25 protein-coding genes and 1 tRNA gene are annotated in these 22890 nt (G+C 60.1%); 20 read left to right on the forward strand and 6 right to left on the reverse strand.

All coding sequences use genetic code 11. The features are described from left to right. The first annotated feature begins 67 nt into the window (after positions 1-67). The 12 genes from H043_RS0112975 (at position 68) to H043_RS0113030 (ending at position 10160) form a co-directional block, all read left to right on the forward strand. Entirely contained in the window at positions 68-1054 is a 987-nt protein-coding gene (locus tag H043_RS0112975) for an NAD(P)/FAD-dependent oxidoreductase (RefSeq protein WP_007967686.1), read from the forward strand. After that, a complete protein-coding gene (locus H043_RS0112980) occupies positions 1051-1266 on the forward strand; it encodes a TIGR02450 family Trp-rich protein (protein ID WP_027612220.1) in 216 nt (71 codons plus the stop codon). Before H043_RS0112975 ends, H043_RS0112980 begins: the two co-directional genes overlap by 4 nt. A 188-nt stretch (positions 1267-1454) precedes the next feature. Beyond that, positions 1455-2417, forward strand: coding sequence for a DUF523 and DUF1722 domain-containing protein (locus H043_RS0112985; RefSeq protein ID WP_027612221.1), 963 nt, complete (start codon positions 1455-1457; stop codon positions 2415-2417). Next, on the forward strand, positions 2417-3358 hold the full coding sequence (locus H043_RS0112990; protein WP_027612222.1) for a MerR family transcriptional regulator: 942 nt from the start codon (positions 2417-2419) through the stop codon (positions 3356-3358). The genes H043_RS0112985 and H043_RS0112990 overlap by 1 nt, the downstream gene beginning before the upstream one ends. Positions 3359-3369: 11 nt before the next feature. Beyond that, positions 3370-4815 carry a deoxyribodipyrimidine photo-lyase gene (gene phrB / locus H043_RS0112995; protein WP_027612223.1) on the forward strand — a complete coding sequence of 482 codons (1446 nt, stop codon included), beginning with the start codon at positions 3370-3372 and terminating at the stop codon, positions 4813-4815. Beyond that, positions 4808-5230: a nuclear transport factor 2 family protein gene (locus H043_RS0113000; RefSeq protein WP_027612224.1), complete on the forward strand. Its 423-nt coding sequence runs from the start codon at positions 4808-4810 to the stop codon at positions 5228-5230. Before phrB ends, H043_RS0113000 begins: the two co-directional genes overlap by 8 nt. Next, the gene (locus H043_RS0113005; protein WP_027612225.1) at positions 5227-6009 is read left to right on the forward strand and encodes an SDR family oxidoreductase; all 783 of its coding nucleotides are present in this window, start codon (positions 5227-5229) and stop codon (positions 6007-6009) included. The genes H043_RS0113000 and H043_RS0113005 overlap by 4 nt, the downstream gene beginning before the upstream one ends. Then, positions 6006-7253 (forward strand): NAD(P)/FAD-dependent oxidoreductase, encoded by a 1248-nt coding sequence (locus tag H043_RS0113010; protein ID WP_027612226.1) that lies wholly within the window; start codon positions 6006-6008, stop codon positions 7251-7253. Before H043_RS0113005 ends, H043_RS0113010 begins: the two co-directional genes overlap by 4 nt. Then, a complete protein-coding gene (locus H043_RS0113015; protein WP_027612227.1) occupies positions 7250-8065 on the forward strand; it encodes a DUF1365 domain-containing protein in 816 nt (271 codons plus the stop codon). Before H043_RS0113010 ends, H043_RS0113015 begins: the two co-directional genes overlap by 4 nt. Then, on the forward strand, positions 8052-9317 hold the full coding sequence (locus H043_RS0113020) for a cyclopropane-fatty-acyl-phospholipid synthase family protein (RefSeq protein WP_027612228.1): 1266 nt from the start codon (positions 8052-8054) through the stop codon (positions 9315-9317). The genes H043_RS0113015 and H043_RS0113020 overlap by 14 nt, the downstream gene beginning before the upstream one ends. Continuing rightward, a complete protein-coding gene (locus H043_RS0113025; protein WP_027612229.1) occupies positions 9310-9801 on the forward strand; it encodes a DUF2878 domain-containing protein in 492 nt (163 codons plus the stop codon). Before H043_RS0113020 ends, H043_RS0113025 begins: the two co-directional genes overlap by 8 nt. A 53-nt stretch (positions 9802-9854) precedes the next feature. Beyond that, positions 9855-10160, forward strand: a complete 306-nt coding sequence (locus tag H043_RS0113030; protein WP_007967664.1) for a YkgJ family cysteine cluster protein — start codon at positions 9855-9857, stop codon at positions 10158-10160. Positions 10161-10294: 134 nt separating this feature from the next. Here H043_RS0113030 and H043_RS0113035 read toward each other — a convergent pair whose 3' ends face one another. The 6 genes from H043_RS0113035 to hemA all read right to left on the reverse strand — a co-directional run bounded on the left by H043_RS0113035 (position 10295) and on the right by hemA (position 15655). Next, entirely contained in the window at positions 10295-10813 is a 519-nt protein-coding gene (locus tag H043_RS0113035) for an acyloxyacyl hydrolase (RefSeq protein ID WP_027612230.1), read from the reverse strand. Positions 10814-10925: 112 nt separating this feature from the next. Then, positions 10926-11717 carry a glutamate racemase gene (gene murI, locus H043_RS0113040; protein WP_027612231.1) on the reverse strand — a complete coding sequence of 264 codons (792 nt, stop codon included), beginning with the start codon at positions 11715-11717 and terminating at the stop codon, positions 10926-10928. Further along, positions 11710-12465 (reverse strand): molybdopterin-synthase adenylyltransferase MoeB, encoded by a 756-nt coding sequence (locus H043_RS0113045; protein ID WP_027612232.1) that lies wholly within the window; start codon positions 12463-12465, stop codon positions 11710-11712. The genes murI and H043_RS0113045 overlap by 8 nt, the downstream gene beginning before the upstream one ends. After that, positions 12459-13289, reverse strand: a complete 831-nt coding sequence (gene prmC, locus H043_RS0113050) for a peptide chain release factor N(5)-glutamine methyltransferase (protein WP_027612233.1) — start codon at positions 13287-13289, stop codon at positions 12459-12461. Before prmC ends, H043_RS0113045 begins: the two co-directional genes overlap by 7 nt. Further along, the gene (prfA, locus tag H043_RS0113055; RefSeq protein WP_027612234.1) at positions 13290-14372 is read right to left on the reverse strand and encodes a peptide chain release factor 1; all 1083 of its coding nucleotides are present in this window, start codon (positions 14370-14372) and stop codon (positions 13290-13292) included. Further along, on the reverse strand, positions 14369-15655 hold the full coding sequence (gene hemA, locus H043_RS0113060; RefSeq protein WP_027612235.1) for a glutamyl-tRNA reductase: 1287 nt from the start codon (positions 15653-15655) through the stop codon (positions 14369-14371). The genes prfA and hemA overlap by 4 nt, the downstream gene beginning before the upstream one ends. 182 nt (positions 15656-15837) lie before the next feature. Here hemA and H043_RS0113065 point away from each other — a divergent pair, with 182 nt between their 5' ends. The 8 genes from H043_RS0113065 to ychF all read left to right on the forward strand — a co-directional run bounded on the left by H043_RS0113065 (position 15838) and on the right by ychF (position 22758). Further along, positions 15838-17562, forward strand: coding sequence for a tetratricopeptide repeat protein (locus tag H043_RS0113065; protein WP_027612236.1), 1725 nt, complete (start codon positions 15838-15840; stop codon positions 17560-17562). Positions 17563-17565: 3 nt separating this feature from the next. Next, a complete protein-coding gene (gene lolB, locus H043_RS0113070) occupies positions 17566-18183 on the forward strand; it encodes a lipoprotein insertase outer membrane protein LolB (protein ID WP_027612237.1) in 618 nt (205 codons plus the stop codon). 3 nt (positions 18184-18186) lie between these two features. Then, positions 18187-19038, forward strand: coding sequence for a 4-(cytidine 5'-diphospho)-2-C-methyl-D-erythritol kinase (gene ispE / locus H043_RS0113075; protein WP_027612238.1), 852 nt, complete (start codon positions 18187-18189; stop codon positions 19036-19038). 37 nt (positions 19039-19075) lie between these two features. Beyond that, positions 19076-19150 (forward strand) — tRNA-Gln (locus tag H043_RS0113080). 45 nt (positions 19151-19195) lie between these two features. Further along, positions 19196-20137, forward strand: a complete 942-nt coding sequence (locus tag H043_RS0113085) for a ribose-phosphate pyrophosphokinase (RefSeq protein ID WP_003171603.1) — start codon at positions 19196-19198, stop codon at positions 20135-20137. A 141-nt stretch (positions 20138-20278) separates the two neighbouring features. Next, positions 20279-20881 (forward strand): 50S ribosomal protein L25/general stress protein Ctc, encoded by a 603-nt coding sequence (locus H043_RS0113090; protein ID WP_007967646.1) that lies wholly within the window; start codon positions 20279-20281, stop codon positions 20879-20881. Between the two features lie 169 nt (positions 20882-21050). Beyond that, positions 21051-21635 (forward strand): aminoacyl-tRNA hydrolase, encoded by a 585-nt coding sequence (gene pth, locus H043_RS0113095; RefSeq protein WP_003228164.1) that lies wholly within the window; start codon positions 21051-21053, stop codon positions 21633-21635. Between the two features lie 22 nt (positions 21636-21657). Next, complete coding sequence (gene ychF, locus H043_RS0113100) at positions 21658-22758, forward strand: redox-regulated ATPase YchF (RefSeq protein WP_027612239.1); 1101 nt, start codon at positions 21658-21660, stop codon at positions 22756-22758. Positions 22759-22890 lie beyond the last annotated feature (132 nt).

Genomic DNA, 22890 nt, shown 5'->3' on the forward strand with positions numbered 1-22890 from the left:
CCAAAAAACAAAATTGTACAGGTTTCATTGACGGCGTAGTCTGTACAGAAAGGTAAACGAGGCCCCTATGACTGTACCTATCGCAATCATCGGCACCGGCATCGCCGGACTCTCCGCCGCGCAGGCGCTGACAGAGGCCGGACACACCGTCCAGCTCTTCGACAAAAGCCGCGGCAGTGGCGGACGCATGTCGAGCAAACGCAGCGACGCCGGTTCGCTGGACATGGGCGCGCAATACTTCACCGCCCGCGACCGGCGTTTCGTCACCGAAGTGCAACGCTGGCAAAGCCTGGGCTGGGTCGCCGAGTGGACGCCGCAGCTCTACACCTTTCAGGGCGGGCAACTGAATCTGTCGCCGGACGAACAGACGCGCTGGGTCGGCACGCCACGCATGAGCGCGATCACCCGGGGTTTGCTCGACGGTCTGGAAGTGCACTTCGCCTGCCGTATCACCGAGGTGTTTCGCGGTGAAGAACACTGGCACCTGCAGGACGCCGAAGGCTTCACCCACGGTCCTTTCAGTCACGTGGTGATTGCAACGCCAGCGCCGCAAGCCACGGCGTTGCTGGCTGCCGCACCAAAACTCGCTGGCGCCGCCGCCGGGGTGAAAATGGACCCGACCTGGGCCGTTGCCCTCGCCTTCGATACGCCACTGGATACACCGATCGAAGGTTGCTTCGTGCAGGACAGTCCCATCGACTGGCTGGCACGCAACCGCAGTAAACCGGGGCGCGATACCACCTGCGACACCTGGGTGCTGCATGCCAGCAGCGCCTGGAGTCGGCAACACATCGACCTGTCCAAGGAAGCGGTCATCGAGCAACTGCACGGCGCATTCGCCGAACTGCTGCACAGCGCGATGCCCGCTCCGACTTTCAGCCTCGCCCACCGCTGGCTCTACGCACGCCCTGCGACCGGCCACGAATGGGGCACGCTGGCCGACGCCGATCTGGGCTTGTACGCCTGCGGCGACTGGTGCCTGTCGGGGCGTGTCGAAGGGGCCTGGCTCAGTGGCCAGGAAGCTGCACGCCGTTTGCACGAACACCTGCAATGAATCGCATCAATCCGCAAAAATTGCTGCTGTCGAAGTGGACAGCAGCCCACCCGCAAAACCGCGAAAAACATTTTCTGGTCACCGAACTGTTCCGGGATGAGGAAGGCACGGTGCTGGAGATTGAGTTGCAGGCGGTGCTGACCAAGCGCGCCGAACGTCTCGATTGGCAGACGTTGAAGAACAACGATCACTGGTTACTGGGCTGGCAATAAAGATCCTGTAGGAGTGAGCCTGCTCGCGATGGCGTCGCATCATTCAACATCAATGCTGCCTCCCACAGTCGATCGTGGTAAACCTGGAAAAACTTATACAAATGAGTTGACTTGTACACGCATGAATCTATGCTGAGGAAAAGTTGTACAGAGATAAATATCTGTACAGGAATAGATTCGAGGTGTGCATGTCCGATCTTTCTGCTTCCCGGCCAAAAATCGCCATCAGCGCCTGCCTGATGGGCGCCGAAGTGCGCTACAACGGCGGGCACAAGGAATCGCGGTTGTGCAGCCGCACCCTTGCCGAGTATTTCGAATTCGTGCCGGTATGTCCGGAAGTCGCGATTGGCCTGGGCATCCCACGCGAACCGATCCGCCTGGTTGGCGATCCCGATGCTCCTGAAGCTATCGGTACGGTCAATCCGCAAATCAATGTCACCGAACCACTGGCAGCCTACGGGCAGAAAATGGCCGGCGAGCTCAATGACATCTGCGGCTATATCTTCATGCAGCAGTCGCCTTCGTGCGGTCTGGAGCGGGTCAAGGTCTATCACGCCAACGGCGCGCCGGTGAACGGCGGCGGCCGTGGCATCTACGCTCAGGCGTTCTGTGCGCAGCACCCTGACCTGCCGGTGGAAGAAGCCGGACGCCTGAACGATCCGGTGTTGCGGGAAAACTTCATCACCCGCGTGCTCGCCTACAGCGCCTGGCAGCAGGTGCTCGAACAAGGCTTGAGCCGCCGCGCACTGACCGAATTCCACTCACGCTACAAATACCTGCTGATGGCACACAACCCTGAGCAATACAAAGCCTTGGGCAAACTGCTGGGCAACATGGCCAAGACCGATCCGGTTGAACTCGGCCCGCGCTATTTCAGCGAGTTGATGAGCGCGTTGAAGAAATGCGCTACCCGCCGCACCCACAGCAACGTGCTGCAACACATCAGCGGCTACCTGAAACAGGCGATCAGCCCGGAAGACAAACAGGAAATGCAGCATGTCATCGGCCAGTACCGCCACGGCATCGTGCCGCTGGTGGTGCCGTTGACTCTGCTCAAACACCACTTTCGCCAACACCCGGATCCGTACATTGCGCGGCAGGTTTACTTGCAGCCGCATCCGGAAAACCTCAGCCTGCGAAACGCCATTTGATGAACGATAAACTCGACACCAGCGCCCAGGAAGACCTCGGCGCCGACTTCAAGAAAGCCCTCGACGAGGGCTGGCTGCCGATCCGCGAAGTGGCGCGGCAGACCGGGGTCAACGCCATCACCCTGCGCGCCTGGGAGCGCCGTTACGGGTTGATCGTGCCGCAGCGCACGCCCAAGGGCCATCGCCTGTATTCCAGCGAACATGTGCAACGAATCCTGACCATCCTGACCTGGCTTAATCGAGGCGTGGCTGTCAGTCAGGTCAAACCGTTGCTCGATGCTCCGCAAGCCTTTACCGAGACGGTGGAAAACGACTGGCAACGGCAGCGCCAGTCCTTGCTCGGCGACGTCATCCAGCTCAATGAGCGCAACCTCGACGATAGCATCAACCAGGCCATGGCCCTGTACCCGCCACGCACCCTGTGCGAGCAATTACTCCTGCCGCTGCTGGCCGAACTCGAGCAGCGCTGGCAAGGCCAGTTCGGCGCACAGATGGAACGGGTGTTCTTTTATTCCTGGTTACGCAGCAAATTCGGCGCGCGCATCTACCATAACAATCGGCAATTACACGCTGCGCCGTTGCTGCTGATCAATCACTCGGACCTGGCACTGGAACCTCACCTGTGGCTATGCGCGTGGCTGATCAGCAGCGCCGACTGCCCGGTGCAAGTGTTCGACTGGCCGCTACCGGCCGGAGAACTGGCGCTGGCGGTCGATCATCTGCAAGCGCGGGGAGTGCTGCTGTATTCCAGCAAGGCGATGAATCTGGCGCAGCTGCCAAAACTGCTGAATGGCATCGGCACTGCAAAAATGCTCGTCGGACCAACGGTATGCATCCACCAGACCGAGTTGTCCGTAAGAACCCCTGAGATCGCTGATCTGATCCTGGCCGAAGACCCGCTCTCGGCACATCAGGAACTGGTTCAGCGTGGGCTGATTTGATGGAAACCGCGATGCAATTGATCTGGCTGCGCAGCGACCTGCGCCTACATGACAACACCGCCCTCGCGGCCGCCGCAGCGCGCGGCCCGACGGTTGCCGTGTATCTGTTGAGCCCGCAGCAATGGCTGGAACATGACGACGCCGCGTGCAAGGTCGACTTCTGGCTGCGCAACCTGCGTGAGCTGAGCAGTCGCCTCGGCGAGCTGAACATCCCGTTGCTGCTGCGCACCGCCAATCATTGGGATCAGGCCCCGGCGGTGCTGCTCGAACTTTGTGTGCAATTGAATATTCAAGCTGTGCACGTCAACGAAGAATATGGCATCCACGAAAGCCAGCGCGACGCCGCGGTGGCGGTGGCCCTGAAGACCAAAGGCATCGCTTTCCACAGCTACCTTGACCAACTGCTGTTCAAGCCCGGCACGGTACTGACCAAAACCGAAACCTACTTTCAGGTGTTCAGCCAGTTCCGCAAGGTCTGCTATGAACGCCTGCACCGCTCGATGCCGGCGCTGGTCAAGACGCCCGGCAAACAGGCAAAGCTGAACATTGACAGCGATCCGGTGCCGGCATCCGTCGCCGGTTTTGCAACGCCGAGCGAGTCTTTGCGCACACTGTGGCCGGCCGGCGAACAGGAAGCCCGGCGCCGTCTCGACACCTTCGCCGACGCGCAGATCGACTACTACCAGAGCGAACGCGACTTCCCGGCCAAACCCGGCACCAGTCAACTTTCCGCGTACCTCGCCGCCGGGGTGATTTCGCCGCGCCAATGCCTGCATGCGGCCTTGCAAAGCAATCAGGGCGAGTTCGACAGCGGCAAGGTCGGCGCGGTGACCTGGATCAACGAGCTGCTGTGGCGCGAGTTCTACAAACACATTCTGGTGGGCTACCCACGGGTTTCGCGCCACCGCGCATTTCGCCCGGAAACCGAAGCCCTGGCCTGGCGTGATGCGCCGGACGATCTGGCGGCCTGGCAAGAGGCGCGCACCGGTTTGCCGATCATCGATGCGGCCATGCGCCAACTGCTGGAAACCGGCTGGATGCACAACCGTCTGCGGATGATTGTGGCGATGTTCCTGACCAAGAATCTACTGATCGACTGGCGTGAAGGCGAGCGCTTTTTCATGCGCCACCTGATCGACGGCGATCTGGCGGCGAACAACGGTGGCTGGCAATGGAGTTCTTCGACCGGCACCGATTCGGCGCCGTACTTCCGCATCTTCAATCCGCTGAGCCAATCGGAAAAATTCGACAGCGAAGGCCTGTTCATCAAGCACTGGCTGCCTGAGCTGGCCGGCCTGAACAAGAAGGAAGTACACAACCCGGCCAGCGCCGGCGGACTGTTCGGCGTGGCGGATTATCCGGCGCCGATCGTCAATCTCGGCGCTTCGCGCGAACGCGCGCTGGCGGCGTTCAAGAACCTGCCGTCGCGCTCGTCTATGGAAGAAGTTCATGAGTGAATTCCTGCGCCGCTTCGCCCGCCAGTTCGCCGAGTTGAACAAAGACAACTTGCAACGTCTGGGCGAGCTGTACAGCGATGACATTCACTTCACCGACCCGCTGCATGAAGTGCAGGGGCTGGTGCAACTGCGACATTACTTCAGCGAGCTGTACGCCAACGTCAGCGAACTGCGCTTCGATTTCCACGGCTTCGACCAGATCGCTGACGGTGAAGGTTACCTGCGCTGGGTCATGAGTTACCGCCACCCGCGTCTGGCCGGTGGTCAATTGATTCGCGTCGCCGGGTGTTCGCACCTGCTGTGGCGCGACAAGGTTTATCGCCACCGGGATTATTTCGATGCCGGGGCCATGCTGTATGAACATTTACCCGTATTGGGCCGGGTGATCGCCTGGTTGAAAAGGAGAATGGGATGAGTCGTACACCTCCACGGCGTTATTGGCTGACCGGTGCCAGCAGTGGCATCGGCGCAGCACTGGCTGAAGAGATTCTGAAAAGCGGCGCGCATCTGGCTGTCAGTTCGCGTCAGGTGGCACCGCTCAAAGTGCTGTCGCAACGTTATCCGGGGCAAGTGCTGGTGGTGGCCGGCGATCTGACCAACAGTCAGACCGTGCGCGAAATCGGCCAGCAGATCGAACAGGCCTGGGGCTCGCTCGACAGCGTAATTCTCAATGCCGGCACCTGCGAGTACGTCGATGCGCGACAGTTCGATGCCTCGATCATCGAACATGTGGTGCGCACCAACCTGCTCGCCAGCAGTTACTGCATCGAAGCGGCCCTGCCGTTGCTGCGCAAAGGCACCGCGCCGCATCTGATCGGCATGGCCAGTTCCGTGACCTACCTGCCGCTGCCTCGGGCCGAAGCCTATGGCGCGTCGAAGGCAGGGCTGCGCTATCTGTTCGAATCGCTGCGGATCGATCTGGCCGTCGAGGGCATCGATGTCACCATCATCAGCCCGGGTTTTGTCGAAACCCCGCTGACCGCCAAGAATGACTTCCCGATGCCGTTGAGCTGGCCTGTGGATAAAGCGGCGCGGCATATTTTCGCCAAACTCAAGGATCGTCCGCTGGAGATCGCCTTTCCGGCACTGTTCATGGCGGCGCTGTGGCCATTGTCGAAGCTGCCGGCGCGCCTGCAACTGGCGATCGGCAAGCGCATGGTGCGCAGCAACCCACCGCTGCGAGACCCGATATGAAGATTGCCATTGTCGGCAGCGGAATCGCCGGCCTGACCTGCGCTCACCTGCTCAATCGCCGACACGACATCACGGTGTTCGAGGCCAGCGACTGGGTCGGCGGTCACACGCACACCGTGCAGGTAACCGTCGATGGCCGCGAATACGCGGTCGACACTGGGTTCATCGTGTTCAACGACTGGACCTATCCGAACTTCATTCGATTGCTCGGCCAGCTCGGCGTGTCGTTCAAACCGACGGAAATGAGCTTCTCGGTCACCGACCCGGACACCGGTCTGGAATACAACGGCAACAACCTCAACAGCCTCTTCGCCCAGCGCAGCAACCTGCTGTCCCCGGGGTTCTGGGGCATGTTGCGCGACATCCTGCGCTTCAATAAAGAAGCCCAGCGCGACCTCGCCGAACAACGCATTGCCGCCGATACCACGCTCGACGATTACCTCAAGGCTGGCGGTTATGGCGAACGTTTCATCCTGCATTACATCGTGCCGATGGGCTCGGCGATCTGGTCGATGCCGATGGCCGAGATGCTCAATTTCCCGCTGCAATTCTTTGTGCGCTTCTTCAAGAATCATGGCCTGCTGTCAGTCAGTGATCGCCCGCAATGGCAGGTGATCGAGGGCGGCTCCAGTGCCTACATTGCGCCGTTGACTGCGGCGTTCCACGACAAGATCCGCCTCAGCTGCCCGGTGACGCGCATCGATCGCGATGAACACGGCGTTGTTATCCACAGCCCGGCCGGCATCGAGCGTTTCGACAAAGTCGTGCTTGCCTGCCACAGCGACCAGGCCCTGCAATTGCTTGGCACGCCAAGCCAGGCGGAACGCTCGATCCTCGGCGCCCTGCCCTATGCCGATAACGAAGTCGTGCTGCATACCGATACCCGTCTGCTGCCGACCCGCAAACTGGCGTGGGCCAGCTGGAACTATCGCTTGAGCGGCGCCGGCCATACCCACGCGGCCGTCACTTACGACATGAACATCCTGCAGGGCATTCAGAGCGACACCACGTTCTGCGTCAGCCTCAATCAGAGCGCCGGGATCAGCCCGTTCAAGGTGCTCGCCAAATACACCTACGCCCACCCGCAATTCAGCCTCGCGGCTGTGGCGGCGCAAAACCGCTGGGCCGAACTCGACGGTCAGCAGCACACCCATTATTGCGGCGCCTACTGGGCCAACGGCTTTCATGAGGACGGCGTGGTCAGCGCGTTGCGCGTGGCCGCCGCGTTCGGGGAAAGCTTATGAACAGCGCCCTGTACAGCGGCTGGATTGGCCATCGGCGCTTTTCGCCCAGACGCCACGAATTCCGTTACCGGATCGGTCTGTTGTACCTCGATCTGGCGGAACAGGACGCCGTGTTCGGCCTGTCACCGTTTGCCAGTCGCAGCCGCTTTGCACCGTTTTCGTTTCGCGAAACCGACTACCTGAAAACCTTCACCGGCAGCGGCATGCGCCTGATCGATGCGGTGCGCCAGCAAGTCGGCGTCGCCATCGGCCATCAACCGCAGGGTTCGATCTGCCTGCTGACCCAACCGCGCAGTTGGGGTCTGGCGTTCAATCCGGTGAGCTTCTTTTATTGCCACGAGGCCGACGGGCAACTGGCGGCGATTCTCTGCGAAGTCACCAACACGCCGTGGCGCGAACGTTATCACTACGTGCTGCCGGCCCGCACACCGACCAACCTGCAAGACTTTCACCAGCACTTCGCCGTGGCCAAGGCCTTTCATGTCTCGCCGTTTTTGCCGCGTGACCTCGAGTACCGCATGAGCTTCAGCCCGGCTGCGCAAAAGCTCGGCGTGCACATGGCCGACTGGCAGGGTGAGCACAAGCTGTTCGACGCCACGCTCAATCTGCAGCGCGAACCCCTCGACCGCCACAGCCTGCACCGCTACTTGCGACGTTTTCCGTGGATGACCGCGAAAACCTGCCTGGCGATTTATTGGCAAGCCGTGCGCCTGTTGCTCAAGCGTGCTCCGATTTTTGCTCATCAGGCTGCCGACGGCAGCTTTCAGATCGCCACTGTGCCTCCCAAGGAGCACCGCCATGAAATCCTCTAGCCTGTCGGTCAGTCGCTTCAGCACCAACGGTTTGACCGGTTCGCTGCTGCGTCGCGGCGTTTTGCGGCAACTCAGTCAGCTCAAACACGGGCAATTGCTGGTGGTCGAGGATGGCGAACGCCTGATGTTCGGCACGCCGGGCAGCCACCTGCTCGGCGAAATCCATGTGCAGGATGCAGCGGTGTGGGGCATGGTCGCCGGCAATGGATCGATTGGTGCCGGCGAAGCGTTTATCCACGGTTACTGGAGTTCGCCGGACCTGACGGCGGTCGTGCGCGTGTTCGTCAGCAACCTTGACGTGCTCGACGCCATGGAGCGCGGTCTGGCCCGCCTCAGCCGGCCGCTGGTGCAAGGCCTGCACTGGCTCAACCGCAACACGCGCAAGGGGTCGCAGAAAAACATCGCGGCGCACTATGACCTCGGCAACGATCTGTTCGAACAGTTTCTCGACCCGACCATGATGTATTCGGCGGCGCAGTTCCTCAGTCCCGACGACAGCCTGGAACAGGCTCAGTTGAACAAGCTGGAACGGATCTGCCAGAAGCTCGCGCTCAAACCCGAGGATCATCTGCTGGAGATCGGCACCGGTTGGGGTAGCATGGCGCTCTACGCCGCGCAGCACTACGGCTGCCGTGTCACCACCACGACGCTGTCGAAAGAGCAGTACGCGTTTACCGCCAGGCGCATTGAAGCACTGGGGTTGCAGGATCGGGTAACACTGCTGCTCACCGACTACCGCGACCTCACCGGCGAATACGACAAACTGGTGTCGATCGAGATGATCGAAGCGGTCGGTCACCGCTTCCTGCCCACCTATTTCAAGCAATGCGCGCACCTGCTCAAGAGCAACGGCCTGATGCTGTTGCAGGCGATCACCATCCGCGAGCAGCGCTACGAGCAGGCCAAGCGCGGCGTCGACTTCATCCAGCGCTACATCTTCCCCGGCGGCGCCCTGCCCAGCGTGCAGAAAATGCTTGAAGTGGTCAGCCGCGAAACCGACATGAACCTGCTGCACATGGAAGATTTCGGCCTGCACTACGCCCGCACCCTGCGCCTGTGGCACGAAAACTTTCGCCGCGCCCATGGCCGCTTGAGCGAGTTGGGTTACGACGATTACTTCCTGCGACTGTGGGAGTTTTACCTGTGCTACTGCGAGGGCGGGTTTCTGGAGCGCACCATCGGCACCGCGCAACTGCTGCTGGCCAAACCGGCCGCGATGCCGGCGCCGTTGCTCGGACGCTTCGATGCTTGAGCGGCTGATCAATGCCGTGCTGTTCCAGGTCGGCTGGCTGGCCTGCGTGATCGGCGGCGACAGTCTCTGGCTGCTGCTGGCGCTGGCGGTGCTGGTGATTCATCTGGGCTGGATCAGCAGTTGGGCGGAGGAAGGTCGTTTGATCCTCAGCGTGGTGCTTGTCGGTACAGCCGTAGACAGTCTGTTGCGCGCTGCCGGCGTGTTCGAATTCCAGGACCTGTCGCCACTGATTCCGCTGTGGCTGATGCTGCTCTGGGCCTTGCTCGCGACCACGTTGCGTCACTGTCTGCAATGGAGCGCCCGCCCGTGGTGGCTGACCAGCGTGCTCGGCGCGGTGGGCGGCGCCGTGTCCTATTACGGCGGCGGACGTTTGGCCGGCGTGCAATTTCCTTACGGTGAAGTGCCGACCCTGATCGGCATCGGCCTGCTGTGGGCGCTGCTGTTTCCGCTGCTGCATTTCATGGCACGGCGCCTGAGCCACTGAGCGTCTGTCAGGCCTTTCACACAGCAACCGGTGGCTGCCTTACACTGCGCAGCATGAAAACCATTCCCCACCAGCAAATCACCGAGCCAGCAGTCACCTGTTCGACCTGCGCAGCGTGCTGTTGCCAGCTCGAAGTGATGCTGATCACCGACACCGGCGTACCTGAACGCTTTATCGATACCGATGAGTGGGGTGGTGAAGTGATGCTGCGGCTGGACGACGGCTGGTGTGCGGCGCTGGATCGCGACAGCATGATGTGCACGATCTATGAGAAACGTCCGCTGATCTGTCGCGAATTCGAGATGGGTGCACCGGAGTGCATTGAAGAACGCAAAGGCATTGCCACTGCTTACCGCTGATCTTTCAAGCAACACAAAACCAATGTGGGAGCGAGCCTGCTCGCGAAAGCGGTTCTTACAGTCAACATCTTCGTTGAATGAGAAATTGCTTTCGCGAGCAGGCTCGCTCCCACAGAGGGTCAGGTTCGGATCTGTTACAGCGGCATCGTGTAATGCAGCGCGTAGCTTTCTACACCGTCGTTGCTGCTGGCCAGGCCGGCGTTGGAATAGTGCGTCGCCCGAATCCCTACTTCATGCCCGCCATTGAAGCGCAGACCAAAACCGATACGGTCTTCGAACTGGAAAGAGCCGCCGATGTTGTTGCTTTCATACTTGGTGTTGGAGAACGCTGCGACACCAATGCCCGCTTCAACGTACGGCTTGACCGACTGACCGGCAAACTCGTAAACGAACACCGGCGAGAACGACAGGCTGTTGTTGCTGGAAGTCTTGTCACCTTCCCAGTAAGTGTAAGCGCCGCTCCAGTAACCGGTCAGGCGACCGACATCACTTTGCAGCCAGCTCTTGTCCCAATCGAAATTCATGCCCAGGCGATAAGTCATGGTCGAATCGCTGGTCGCACCCACTGCAAATTCAACACCTGCAGCTTGCGCGGTAATACTTTGCCCCATCAGTGCGGCCGCAATCGCGGCCAAGCAGAATAGTCGCTTCACTTTGAAACTTCCTTTTCCGGAACGATCGTTTGGTTTTCTAGATAACTCATCGCTATAGAAGCTAGCGCCTGATTAGAAGTTCAGCTGTTTTTTTAGTTATTTCACATTTTTTTTACAAGCTGAATTTTTCGACGTCGCCGGCAACCTGACCCAACAGGGGCAGGGTCTTGCGGAAGAACGCGGGGTCGGCACTGGTCCAGAATCTGACCGGGCGGTTCGGCCCCTTGGCGAGCAGATCACGTTCGGCCAGCAACCGTTGCAGTTGCCGCGCTACGGCTGCGCCAGTGTCAATCAGGCTGATGCTGTCGGGAGTCATCGTCTTGAGCATCGGCTTGAGAAACGGATAGTGAGTGCAACCGAGAATGATCGTGTCGCAACCGTTGGCCAGCAGCGGATCAACGTAGTGCTGCAGCAACGTGCGCAACTCGGCGCTGTGCAGATCACCGCTTTCAATCAGTTCCACCAGACCGGGGCACGGCTGGGTGATGACGCGAACGTCAGCGGCGAAGCGGTCGAGCAACGCGGCGAACTTGGCACTCTGCAACGTGCCGGTGGTGGCGAGTACGCCAACCACACCGCTGCGGGTGGCGGCAGCTGCGGGTTTGACCGCTGGCTCCATGCCAACGATCGGCCACTCGGGGAAATCCCGGCGCAGATCGGCAACTGCGGCCACCGTCGCCGTGTTGCAGGCGATCACCAGGGCCTTGGCGCCCTGCTCACGGAAAAAACCGGCCATCACATTGCAGCGCTGGCGGATGAACTCCGGGGTTTTCTCGCCGTAGGGAATATGCCCGCAATCGGCGAAATACAGCAGTGATTCATGGGGCAGCAAACGCTGGATTTCAGCCAGTACCGACAAGCCGCCGACACCGGAATCGAACACCGCGATCGGCGCCTCACGCATGCTGCGAACCACAGACGCTGCACCCCGGATCACGCTTGACCCGCAATTCACGGAAGCGCGAACCCAAGGCATCGATCAACAGCAAACGACCCACCAACGGTTCGCCAAAACCGACCAGCACTTTCAACGCTTCAAGCGCCTGCAGGCTGCCGACCAGCCCCACCAGGGGCCCGACCACGCCGGCTTCGCTGCACGTCAGTTCGGCTTCGCTGCCATGCCCGTACAGGCAGTGGTAGCACGGACTTTCCGGGCGGCGCGGGTCGAACACCGACAACTGCCCTTCCAGACGAATCGCCGCGCCGCTGACCAGCGGTTTGCGCGCTGCCACACACGCGGCGTTGACCGCCTCGCGGGTGGAGAAGTTATCGGAGCAGTCGAGCACCAGATCCACCGCCGACACGGCGGCGGCCAGGGAATCCTCGTCCAGCGCCTGACGATGAGGCACCAGTTTAATCTCGGGATTGATCGCGCTCAGGCGCTTGAGCGCCGAGTCGACCTTGCTCATGCCGACGCTGTCGGTGTCATGAATGATCTGGCGCTGCAGGTTGGTCAGGTCGACCGTGTCGAAATCCGCCAGATGCAACTCACCGACACCGGCCGCCGCCAGATACAGCGCCACCGGCGCACCGAGACCGCCGAGGCCGACAATCAGCACACGGCTGTCCTTCAGCTTCAGTTGCCCATCGATATCGATGTGTTGCAGTAGAATCTGCCGGCTGTAGCGCAGCAATTCCTGATCATTCAGCACGGCAGACGCCCCAGGCTGATCCGTTGATGGCCGCCCAGATCGGTGCGGCTGTGGACTTGTTCAAAACCGCGAGTGAGCAGCAGATCGCGTACGGCTTCGGCTTGATCATAGCCGTGTTCGAGCATCAGCCAGCCGCCGGCTTCCAGATGATCCGGGGCTTGGGCGACGATCAGGCGCAGATCGTCGAGCCCGTCGACACCGGCCACCAGCGCACTGGCCGGTTCGAAGCGCACGTCGCCCTCGACCAGATGCGGATCGGCAGCCGCAATGTACGGCGGATTGCTGATGATCAGATGGAAACGCTGGTCTTCGAGGGCGCTGAACCAGTGGCTGCTCAGCACCGTAGCGTTGTTCAGGTTCAGGCGCTGACGATTGCGTTCGGCGAGGGCCACGGCTTCCAGCACGCGATCCACCGCCGTGACGTTCCACGCCGGACGCTCGCTGGCCAGGGCCAGGGCAATCGCGCCGCTGCCGGTGCCCAGATCGAGGACTTTCGCCGGCGTTGCCGCCAGCAGTTCCAGTGCGGCCTCGACCAGCAATTCGGTGTCCGGGCGCGGGATCAGAGTGTGCGGCGCCACTTCCAGATCGAGCTTCCAGAACCCCTGCTGACCAAGGATGTAGGCCACCGGCTCGCCACTTCGACGCCGTTGCAGGTACTCGGTAAAAATCAGCACCGCTTCGCTGGGTACGATGCGCTCGGGCCAGGTGTGCAGGAAGCTCCGCGATTTGCCCAGTGCCGCTGCCAGGAGCAATTCGGCATCCAGGCGCGCGGTGGGCGAGTCCGGCAATTCGGCAGCGCGCAACAGACTGGCGATGATGGTCATTTATTCACCTATCGCTGCAAGTTGGTCGGCCTGGTATTCGGCCAGCAAAGGCTCGATCACCGCTTCAACGCCACCGGCGAGGATTTCATCGAGGGAGTACAGGGTCAGGTTGACGCGATGGTCGGTGACCCGGCCCTGGGCAAAGTTGTACGTTCGAATGCGCTCGGAACGGTCACCGGAACCGACCAGCAACTTACGCTCGCTGGCAATCGCATTCGCCGCCGCTGCGGTTTGCTGATCGTTGAGCTTGGCCGACAGCCAGGCCATCGCCCGGGCACGGTTCTTGTGCTGGGAACGTTCTTCCTGACACTCGACGACGGTGCCGGTCGGTATGTGCGTGATGCGGATTGCCGAGTCGGTGGTGTTGACGTGCTGACCACCGGCCCCGGAGGAGCGGTAAGTGTCGACACGCAGATCCGCCGGGTTGATCTCGATGGCTTCCCGTTCGTCCGGCTCGGGCAACACCGCCACGGTGCAGGCCGAGGTGTGGATACGGCCCTGGGATTCGGTGGCGGGTACACGCTGTACGCGGTGCGCGCCGGACTCGAATTTCAGCTTGCCGTAAACGTTGTCGCCTTCAATGCGGGCGATGACTTCTTTATAGCCACCGTGCTCGCCTTCGTTTTCCGAAAGAATCTCCACGCGCCAGCCACGTCGTTCGGCGTAACGCGAGTACATGCGGAACAGATCGCCGGAGAAGATCGCCGCTTCGTCGCCACCGGTACCGGCGCGAATTTCGAGAAAGACGTTACGACCGTCATTGGGATCCTTGGGCAGCAACATGCGCTGCAGATCATCTTCCAGCCTGATCAGCAATTCCTTGGCTTCGCGGACTTCTTCCACGGCCATTTCACGCATGTCCGGGTCGCTGTCCTTGAGCAGCGCCTGGGCGCCTTCAAGATCACTTTGTACGCCGAGCAGCTTTTTGTAGCCTTGTACCACCGGCTCGAGTTCGGCGTATTCCTTGGAATAGGCGCGGAATTTGGCCTGATCGGCAATGACTTCGCCGTCGCCGAGCAGCGCGGTCAGTTCCTCGAAACGGTCCTGGAGGGTGTCCAGCTTGTTGAGCAGTGACGCTTTCATTGCGGTTTTTTATCCGAAAAACTATCCGGTGAGCCCTCGAGGGCAAAGAGTTCCTGGGCCATGGCCAGCGCATCGAGGCGGCCTTCGGCAGAAAGCTTTTTCAATTGCACGCTGGGCGCATGCAACAGTTTATTGGTCAGGCCGCGGGCCAGTTGCCCGAGCACATCTTCGGCGTTGCCGCCGTTGGCCAGCAGGCGCAGGGCTTTTTGCAGCTCCTCGTCGCGCAGACGTTCACTCTGTTGCCGATAGGCCTTGAGCACATCGACGGCCGCCAGCTCGCGCAGGCGCACCATGAAATCGTCGGCACCGACCGAGACCATCTCTTCCGCCGCCTGGGCTGCACCCTGACGACTTTTGAGGTTCTCGGCGACCACTTCGTGCAGATCATCGACGCTGTACAGGTAAACGTCGTCGAGTTCGCCGACTTCCGGCTCGATGTCGCGGGGTACGGCGATGTCGACCATGAAGATCGGTTTGTGCTTGCGCTGCTTCAGCGCGCTTTCCACCGCGCCCTTGCCGAGGATGGGCAATTGGCTGGCGGTCGAACTGATCACGATATCGCTACGCACCAGCTCCGCCGGAATGTCCGAGAGCAGCACCGCGTGCGCGCCGAACTGCTCGGCCAGAAGGCTGGCGCGCTCCAGCGTACGGTTGGCGACCACGATGCGCTTGACCCCCAGCTCATGCAAATGGCGGGCGACCAGCGTGATGGTCTCGCCGGCACCGATCAGCAGGGCCTGGCTGCGTTGCAGGTCGCTGAAAATCTGCTTGGCCAGGCTGACCGCGGCAAACGCCACGGACACCGGGTTTTCGCCGATGGCGGTGTCGGTACGCACTTGCTTGGCGGCATTGAATGTCGCTTGAAATAGCCGCCCCAGCAGCGGGCCGATGGTCCCGGCCTCACGCGCCACGGCGTAGGCCGATTTCATCTGGCCGAGAATCTGCGGTTCGCCCAGCACCAGCGAGTCGAGCCCGGAGGCGACGCGCATCATGTGACGAACTGCCGCATCATCTTCATGCACATAAGCACTCGCGCGCAGCTCATCGAGGCTTAAATGGTGATAATCGGCCAGCCAGCGCAGAACCAGATCAGCCGAAACCTGATCCTGTTCTATATACAGCTCACTGCGATTGCAGGTGGAGAGGATCGCAGCTTCGCGGCTGTCGGTGAGTCGGCAGAGCTGCTGCAAGGCCTCCACCAGCTGCTCAGGGGTAAAGGCCACGCGCTCGCGGACGTCTACTGAAGCAGTCTTGTGGTTAATACCGAGTGCAAGGAAGGCCATTCAAGGTCGCTGATGGTGACGTGAAGCCGGCAATTGTCCTACTTCGTCAGATTCAGAACAACTACCGCTGACTATTGTCCCAATTGTCGGCCACTATAAAGGCCACATTCGAGACTCGGTTATGTTTGGCCGAAGGCTTGTGTCATGATGATCCGACCGCAGGTTAGTCGTCCTCTTCCTATATGAATAGATCTTCCGCGTTGCTCCTTGCTTTTGTCTTCCTCAGCGGCTGCCAGGCCATGGCACCCGTTTCGCCGGACGGTACCCCGCCGGTCGAAGACACCACGCCCGCGCCTGAAAAACCCAAGGTTTACAGCTCGTTCAGCGAGGAAACCGTTTTCAGCCTGCTGAGCGCCGAACTCGCCGGCCAGCGCAATCGGTTCGACATTGCCCTGGACAACTACGTGACCCAGGCGATCAATACTCAGGACCCGGGGGTTTCCGAGCGCGCGTTCCGCATCGCCGAATATCTCGGTGCCGACCAGCCTGCGCTGGATACCGCACTGATCTGGGCAAAAAACGCCCCGGACGACCTTGAAGCGCAACGCGCCGCCGCCGTACAACTGGCCCGCGCCGGGCGTTATGACGACTCCATGGTCTATATGGAGAAAGTCCTGCAGGGCAAGGGCGACACCCATTTCGACTTCCTCGCGCTGTCGGCCGCCGATACCGATCAGGAAACCCGCAACGGCCTGATGAAAAGTTTCGACCGTCTGCTACAGCGCCACCCGAAGAACAGCCAGCTGATTTTCGGCAAGGCCCTGCTGCTGCAACAGGATGGCGACAATAAAGCCGCCCTGACACTGCTCGAAGACAACCCGCCGGAAGAAGGCGAGATTGCGCCGATCCTGCTGCGCGCGCGTCTGCTGCAAACCATGAATCGTGGCGACGAAGCCCTGCCGCTGTTGCGGAAAAGCATCAAGAAATACCCGGACGACAAACGCCTGCGCCTGACTTATGCGCGCACGCTGGTTGAACAGGACCGGATGGATGACGCCAAGGTCGAGTTCTCCACCCTCGTTCAGCAATACCCGGAAGACGACGAACTGCGTTATTCGCTGGCACTGGTGTGCCTGGAAGCCAAGGCCTGGGACGAGGCCAAGGGTTACCTGGAAGACCTGATCGCCCGGGAAAGCCACGTTGACTCGGCGCACCTGAACCTGGGTCGCATCGCCGAAGAACGCAACGACCCGCAGGGCGCGCTGATCGAATACGCGCAGGTCGGCCCTGGCAATGACTATCTGCCGGCGCAACTGCGTCAGGCCGATATTCTGATGAACAACGGCAAGACCGCCGAAGCCCAGAGCAAACTCGCCGCCGAACGCGATGCCCAGCCGGATTACGCGATCCAGCTGTATCTGATCGAATCCGAAACCCTGTCGGCCAACAAACAGGACGACAAGGCCTGGAAAACCCTGGATAAAGCGTTGCAGCAATACCCGGACGATCTGAATCTGCTCTACACCCGGGCCATGCTCGCGGAAAAACGCAATGATCTGGCACAGATGGAAAAAGACCTGCGCCTGATCATCAAGCGCGACCCGGACAACGCCATGGCGCTCAATGCGCTGGGCTACACCCTGTCCGATCGCACCACCCGCTACGCTGAAGCCAAGGCCCTGATCGAACAGGCGCACCAGATCAATCCGGAAGACCCGGCGGTACTCGACAGCCTCGGCTGGGTGAATTTCCGCATGGGCAATCTGGACGACGCCGAGAAATATCTGCGTCAGGCGCTCGAGCGTTTCCCGGACCACGAAGTCGCCGCGCACCTGGGCGAAGTGTTGTGGGTCAAGGGCAATCAGCGCGAGGCCAAACAAGTCTGGGGCAAGTACCTCAAAGATCAGCCCGACAGCACCATCCTGCGCAGCACCATCAAGCGCCTGACCGGATCCGAGACTCTTTAACTCATGTTTTTGCGCCACGTTATTGTTTTCAGCTTCATCGCCCTGCTCGCCGGTTGCGCGGGCTTCGGCGCTCGCGAATCGGTCGAGGGCCACGGCAGTCCGGCTCAGTGGGCCGCGAACAAACAACAGCTGGCCGGCCTCGACGGCTGGCAGATCGACGGCAAGATCGGCATTCGCGCGCCGAAAGACTCCGGCAGCGGCACGCTGTTCTGGCTGCAACGTCAGGACTACTACGACATTCGCCTGTCCGGCCCGCTGGGTCGTGGCGCGGCACGTCTGACCGGGCGCCCGGGCAAGGTTTCGCTGGAAGTCGCCAATCAGGGCCGCTATGACTCCGAGTCACCGGAAGCGCTGCTCGAAGAGCAACTCGGCTGGAAGCTGCCGGTATCCAATCTGGCCTGGTGGGTCCGTGGCCTGCCGGCCCCCAGCAGCAAAAGCCGTCTGACCCTCGATAACGACAGTCGCCTGGCCAATCTGGAACAGGACGGCTGGAAGGTCGAGTACCTCAGCTACGCCGAGCAGAACGGTTACTGGCTGCCCGAGCGGATCAAACTGCACGGCACCGATCTGGACGTGACGCTGGTGATCAAGACCTGGCAACCGCGTAAATTGGGGCAATAAAGCATGACCGCTCCACGTCTTACGCTGCCGTCGCCGGCCAAGCTCAACCTGATGCTGCACATTCTCGGGCGCCGCGCAGATGGCTACCACGAACTGCAGACGCTGTTTCAGTTTGTCGATTACGGCGACGAAATCACCTTCGCCGTGCGCGATGACGGCGTGATTCATCTGCACACCGAATTCGCTGGCGTGCCCCACGACAGCAACCTGATCGTGCGCGCGGCGAAAATGCTGCAGCAACAGTCCGGCTGCACACTCGGCATCGACATCTGGATCGACAAGGTGCTGCCCATGGGCGGCGGCATCGGTGGCGGCAGCTCGAATGCGGCGACCACCCTGCTCGGCCTCAATCACTTGTGGCAACTGGGCTGGGATGAAGATCGCCTCGCCGCGCTGGGCCTGTCGCTCGGCGCCGACGTGCCGGTTTTCGTCCGTGGTCACGCGGCTTTTGCCGAGGGCGTGGGCGAGAAACTGACCCCGGTCGACCCCGAAGAACCGTGGTATCTGGTGCTTGTGCCGCAAGTCTCTGTAAGTACGGCAGAAATTTTTTCCGATCCTTTGTTGACACGTAACACGCCGCCCATTAAAGTGCGCCCCGTTCCCGAGGGAAACAGTCGAAATGACTGCTTGCCGGTGGTTGCAAGGCGTTATCCAGAAGTACGTAACGCATTGGATTTGTTAGGTAAATTTACCGAAGCAAAACTCACCGGAACTGGAAGTTGTGTGTTTGGGGGCTTCCCAAGCAAAGCTGAAGCTGATAAAGTCTCGGCCCTTCTGACAGAGACCCTTACAGGGTTTGTAGCAAAAGGAAGCAACGTTTCGATGTTGCATCGCAAGCTGCAAAGTCTGCTCTAAAAGGAATCAAGTGCCAGGCACTTGAAGCAACAGATACAGGGGCGTCGCCAAGCGGTAAGGCAGCAGGTTTTGATCCTGCCATGCGTTGGTTCGAATCCAGCCGCCCCTGCCATTTTCTATACTCATCCAGGTTACCCTCAGCCTCTAGGTACTGCGCGTGTCCAAGATGATGGTCTTTACGGGGAACGCTAACCCCGATCTGGCTCGGCGTGTTGTACGTCAGCTGCATATCCCTCTCGGTGACATCTCTGTCGGTAAATTCTCCGACGGCGAAATTACTGCCGAGATCAATGAAAACGTTCGCGGTAAAGACGTTTTCATTATTCAGCCGACTTGCGCTCCGACCAACGATAACCTGATGGAACTGGTAGTGATGGCTGATGCCTTCCGCCGCTCCTCGGCTACTCGTATTACTGCTGTTATTCCTTATTTTGGTTATGCCCGTCAGGATCGTCGTCCGCGTTCCGCACGTGTGGCTATCAGCGCGAAAGTCGTTGCTGACATGCTTACCGTAGTCGGCATCGACCGTGTTCTCACGGTTGATCTGCATGCTGACCAGATTCAGGGTTTCTTCGATATTCCTGTAGATAACATCTACGGCTCCCCGGTTCTGGTGGATGACATTGAAGATCAGCGCTTCGAAAACCTGATGATCGTGTCCCCGGACATTGGTGGCGTCGTGCGTGCACGGGCTGTTGCCAAATCCCTGGGCGTGGATCTCGGGATCATCGACAAACGCCGTGAGAAAGCCAATCACTCTGAAGTGATGCATATCATCGGTGATGTCGAAGGGCGTACCTGCATTCTGGTCGATGACATGGTCGATACCGCCGGCACTCTGTGCCACGCGGCCAAGGCCCTGAAAGAGCATGGCGCAGCCAAGGTCTTTGCCTACTGCACACACCCTGTGCTGTCGGGCCGGGCCATCGAGAATATCGAAAATTCCGTGCTGGACGAGCTGGTGGTGACTAACACCATCCCGCTGTCCGCTGCAGCACAAGCCTGTGCACGTATCCGTCAACTGGATATCGCACCGGTTGTTGCCGAAGCGGTTCGCCGCATCAGCAATGAAGAATCGATCAGCGCGATGTTCCGTTAAGGGCCCTGCCCTTCTCGAAATGTCTCGTTGACGAAAAGCGCCCCGCCCCGGCATTCCTGTCGGGGCGGGGCTTTTTTGCCCATACCGTGTTTGGCGCTGGTCGCAAACGCCACTCGGCCATGGCTATTTTGGAGATACAAAATGAACGATTTTACTCTGAATGCTGAAGTGCGTTCCGACCTGGGGAAAGGTGCGAGCCGCCGCCTGCGTCGTCTCGCCGCTCTGGTTCCAGCTGTTGTTTACGGTGGCGACAAAGCCCCTGAATCCATCAGCATGCTGGCCAAAGAAGTTGCCAAACTGCTCGAAAACGAAGCGGCTTACAGCCACATCATCGAGCTGAACGTTGGTGGCAAGAAACAAAACGTCGTCATCAAAGCCCTGCAACGTCACCCGGCCAAAGGCCACGTGATGCACGCTGACTTCGTACGCGTTGTAGCTGGCCAGAAACTGACCGCTATCGTTCCTGTGCACTTCATCAACGAAGCTGCTCCAGTGAAGAAAGGCGGCGAAATCTCGCACGTTGTTGCCGAGATCGAAGTTTCCTGCCTGCCAAAAGACCTGCCTGAGTTCATCGAAGTCGACCTGGCTAACGCTGAAATCGGCACCATCGTTCACCTGTCGGACCTCAAAGCTCCTAAAGGTGTCGAGTTCGTTGCTCTGGCACACGGCGATGACAAGGCAGTAGCCAACGTCCACGCTCCACGTGTTGCTCCAGAAGCTACCGAAGAAGGCGCAGCAGAGTAATTTCACTCTGTTCGTCGGAGTGAGTGAAACATCGCGGACTGGAACGTAGCGAGAAAGCGGGCGAGAACGCGGAGTTTACATTCATGGTAAATGAGCAATTTTCGTCCACTTTCGCCGCCTTCACTGATCGCGGCGATGTTAACCACCACTCCAAGGAAGGGCCCCTATCGTGACTGCCATCAAACTGATCGTTGGCCTGGGTAATCCAGGCGCTGAATACGAACAGACCCGGCATAACGCAGGGGCCCTTTTTGTTGAGCGTATCGCCGCCGCGCAAGGTGTGAACCTTGTGGCCGATCGCAAATATTTCGGCCTGACCGGGCGCTACTCGCATCAGGGTCAGGATGTTCGTCTGCTGATTCCCACCACCTACATGAACCGCAGCGGCCAGGCCGTGGCGGCACTCGCCGGTTTCTTCCGCATCAAGCCTGAAGAAATCCTGGTGGCGCACGACGAACTCGACCTGCCTCCGGGCGTCGCCAAGCTCAAGCAGGGCGGCGGCCATGGCGGTCACAACGGGTTGCGCGACATCATCGCGCAACTGGGCAATCAGAATACTTTCTACCGCCTGCGGCTTGGCATCGGCCACCCGGGCGTCGCCAGTATGGTTTCAAATTTCGTCCTGGGTCGTGCGCCACGCGCCGAACAGGAAAAACTCGATGCCAGCATCGACTTTGCCCTCGGCGTGCTGCCGGATATCCTCGCCGGTGAATGGAACCGCGCGATGAAAAACCTGCACAGCCAGAAGGCCTGACTCTAATCCGAGGGGAAACACCATGGGATTCAATTGCGGCATCGTCGGCCTGCCTAACGTCGGCAAGTCCACCCTGTTCAACGCCCTGACCAAATCCGGTATCGCGGCCGAGAACTTCCCCTTCTGCACCATCGAGCCGAACAGCGGCATCGTGCCGATGCCGGACCCACGTCTGGAAGCCCTGGCGGCCATCGTCAATCCGAAGCGCATCCTGCCGACCACCATGGAATTTGTCGACATCGCAGGCCTGGTGGCCGGCGCCTCGAAAGGTGAAGGCCTGGGCAACAAGTTCCTGGCCAACATCCGCGAAACCGACGCCATCGCTCACGTGGTGCGCTGCTTCGAAGACGACAACGTGATCCACGTTTCCAACAGCGTCGACCCGAAGCGCGACATCGAAATCATCGACCTGGAACTGATCTTCGCCGACCTCGACAGCTGCGAGAAGCAACTGCAGAAAGTCGCGCGCAACGCCAAGGGCGGTGACAAGGACGCCGTGGTTCAGAAGGCTCTGCTGGAGCAACTGATCGCGCACTTCACCGAAGCCAAGCCGGCGCGCAGCCTGATGAAGAACATGAGCGCTGACGAGAAGGCCGTGATCAAGGGCTTCCACCTGCTGACCACCAAACCGGTCATGTACATCGCCAACGTCGCTGAAGACGGTTTCGAGAACAACCCGCACCTGGACGTAGTCAAGGCCATCGCCGAAGAAGAAGGCGCCATGGTGGTTCCGGTGTGCAACAAGATCGAAGCGGAAATCGCCGAGCTCGATGACGGCGAAGAAAAAGACATGTTCCTCGAGGCTCTGGGCCTGGAAGAGCCTGGCCTGAACCGCGTGATCCGCGCCGGCTACGAAATGCTGCACCTGCAGACCTACTTCACCGCCGGTGTCGAAGAAGTCCGCGCCTGGACCGTCCGCGTCGGTGCCACCGCACCACAAGCTGCTGGCGTGATCCACACCGACTTCGAGAAAGGCTTCATCCGCGCCGAAGTCATCGCCTACAACGACTTCATCCAGTACAAGGGTGAAGCCGGTACCAAGGAAGCCGGTAAATGGCGCCTGGAAGGCAAGGACTACATCGTCAAAGACGGCGACGTGATGCACTTCCGCTTCAACGTGTAAGCGACACGCCCAAGAAAAAGCCGCGTTTGATACGCGGCTTTTTTGTGCCTTACAGATTTGTTTGCAACACCACCAATCCCCCTGTGGGAGCGGGCTTGCTCGCGAAGGCGGTGGGTCAGCCACATTAATATC

Source organism: Pseudomonas sp. URIL14HWK12:I6 (genome assembly GCF_000514195.1).
Classification (GTDB): domain Bacteria; phylum Pseudomonadota; class Gammaproteobacteria; order Pseudomonadales; family Pseudomonadaceae; genus Aquipseudomonas; species Aquipseudomonas putida_A.